The organism is Collinsella aerofaciens (assembly GCF_040920445.1).
Taxonomy (GTDB): Bacteria; Actinomycetota; Coriobacteriia; order Coriobacteriales; family Coriobacteriaceae; genus Collinsella; species Collinsella aerofaciens_BH.
Genome location: NZ_JBCOTQ010000018.1, coordinates 37,727 through 38,999 on the forward strand (window position 1 = coordinate 37,727; position 1,273 = coordinate 38,999).

The 1,273-nt window shown below is 56.3% G+C and carries 1 protein-coding gene, 2 tRNA genes and 1 pseudogene; all 4 read left to right on the plus strand.

The window, feature by feature from the left end; translation table 11 throughout:
• Positions 1-143 (plus strand): annotated as a pseudogene (locus AB5405_RS04505) (serine--tRNA ligase); the annotation flags it as partial.
• A gap of 171 nt (positions 144-314) precedes the next feature.
• Positions 315-692 (plus strand): hypothetical protein, encoded by a 378-nt coding sequence (locus AB5405_RS04510; RefSeq protein ID WP_368137725.1) that lies wholly within the window; start codon positions 315-317, stop codon positions 690-692.
• A 74-nt stretch (positions 693-766) separates the two neighbouring features.
• A tRNA-Arg gene (locus tag AB5405_RS04515) sits at positions 767-843 on the plus strand.
• A gap of 353 nt (positions 844-1,196) precedes the next feature.
• Positions 1,197-1,273 (plus strand) — tRNA-Arg (locus tag AB5405_RS04520).

The following is a 1,273-nucleotide window of genomic DNA, read 5'->3' on the forward strand; positions in this document are numbered from 1 at the left end:
CCCTCAACGGTTCCGGCCTGCCGGCTGGCCGCACCATGGCCGCCATTCTGGAGAACTACCAGAACGCCGACGGCACCATCACGATCCCCGAGGTTCTGCGTCCCTACATGGGCGGCCTCGAGAAGATCGAGCCGGTCGCGTAAGCTAGCTGCATAGGCGATTTGCGAGGGCGCTCCTTTTAGGGGCGCCCTTTTTGTGTACGGCTATACCATGCCGTGCGGACAGCTCGATAGAAAATACACGAACAAACGTTCTGTATACAGCCATTTACCTGCTATGCTTTTGCTAGCTAAGAGCAAGAGAAAGGGGATGTGATGGAGCTGTTCGACGAGCGGGTTGTTTTGTTCCAGAGCGATGAGGGCGGGGAGCACCTGCTGGTAACGTGCGAGCCGTCGGGTATGGGTGGCTTGGTGGTTCGGCAGACGAGTGAGGGGCCATTGACGCAATGGTGCTATGAGGAGTCGCCGCATGTGGTCGAGACGTTTGTGGCGCATGAGGCGCTTGTTGTCCTTGAGCACTTCTATGGTGTTGGAACTTCTAATCAGGTGGCCCGAATGCTGAGCATCTCGTTTGCTGACTACGACTGTGCCCAACGGGTGCGGTCGCTTCTGGGGGAGCTCGGTGCTGGGTTCGATGTAGTTGAAAAACCGATTGATCGTATGGGGGACATTGGCGCATGCGGAGCTGCGTGAGGAACATATTCTCCAAAAAGTTTGAGATTGTGCTTGACTCCAACTAACTAAAGTGGTTTTATATGTCTTGCGCTGCGGCGTTACCTCAGCTGGATAGAGGGTCTGACTACGAATCAGAACGTCATAGGTTCGAATCCTATACGCCGCACCAATCGAACTTGAAGCCTCCGGCAACGGGGGCTTTTCTTTTATGGCAACACCGCATGGATTCGAACCTCGGTCGAGGCGCGAGCGTGAAGCGGACGCGGAGCGTCCGTAGCGAGCGGGCGAGCGCGCCGGCAGGCGGGCGAAGCCGGCGCGGATCCGCGCAGCGGATGCGCGGAATCCTATACGCCGCACCAATCGAACTTGAAGCCTCCGGCAACGGGGGCTTTTCTTTTATGGCAACCATGCATGGATTCGAACCTCGGTCGGGGTGTGAACAGCCTAATCACCACTCCGTAAAATTTTTTCAAATTGTCGCTTGACCCATCGGGGGCTCGCGTGCATAATAATCCGTGCGTTGCGGCGTTACCTCAGCTGGATAGAGGGTCTGACTACGAATCAGAACGTCATAGGTTCGAATCCTATACGCCGCACCA

What these genes read in the sequence shown, in the direction of transcription:
- AB5405_RS04510 (WP_368137725.1), top strand. Translation starts at nt 315, where the DNA reads ATGGAGCTGTTCGACGAGCGGGTTGTTTTGTTCCAGAGCGATGAGGGC.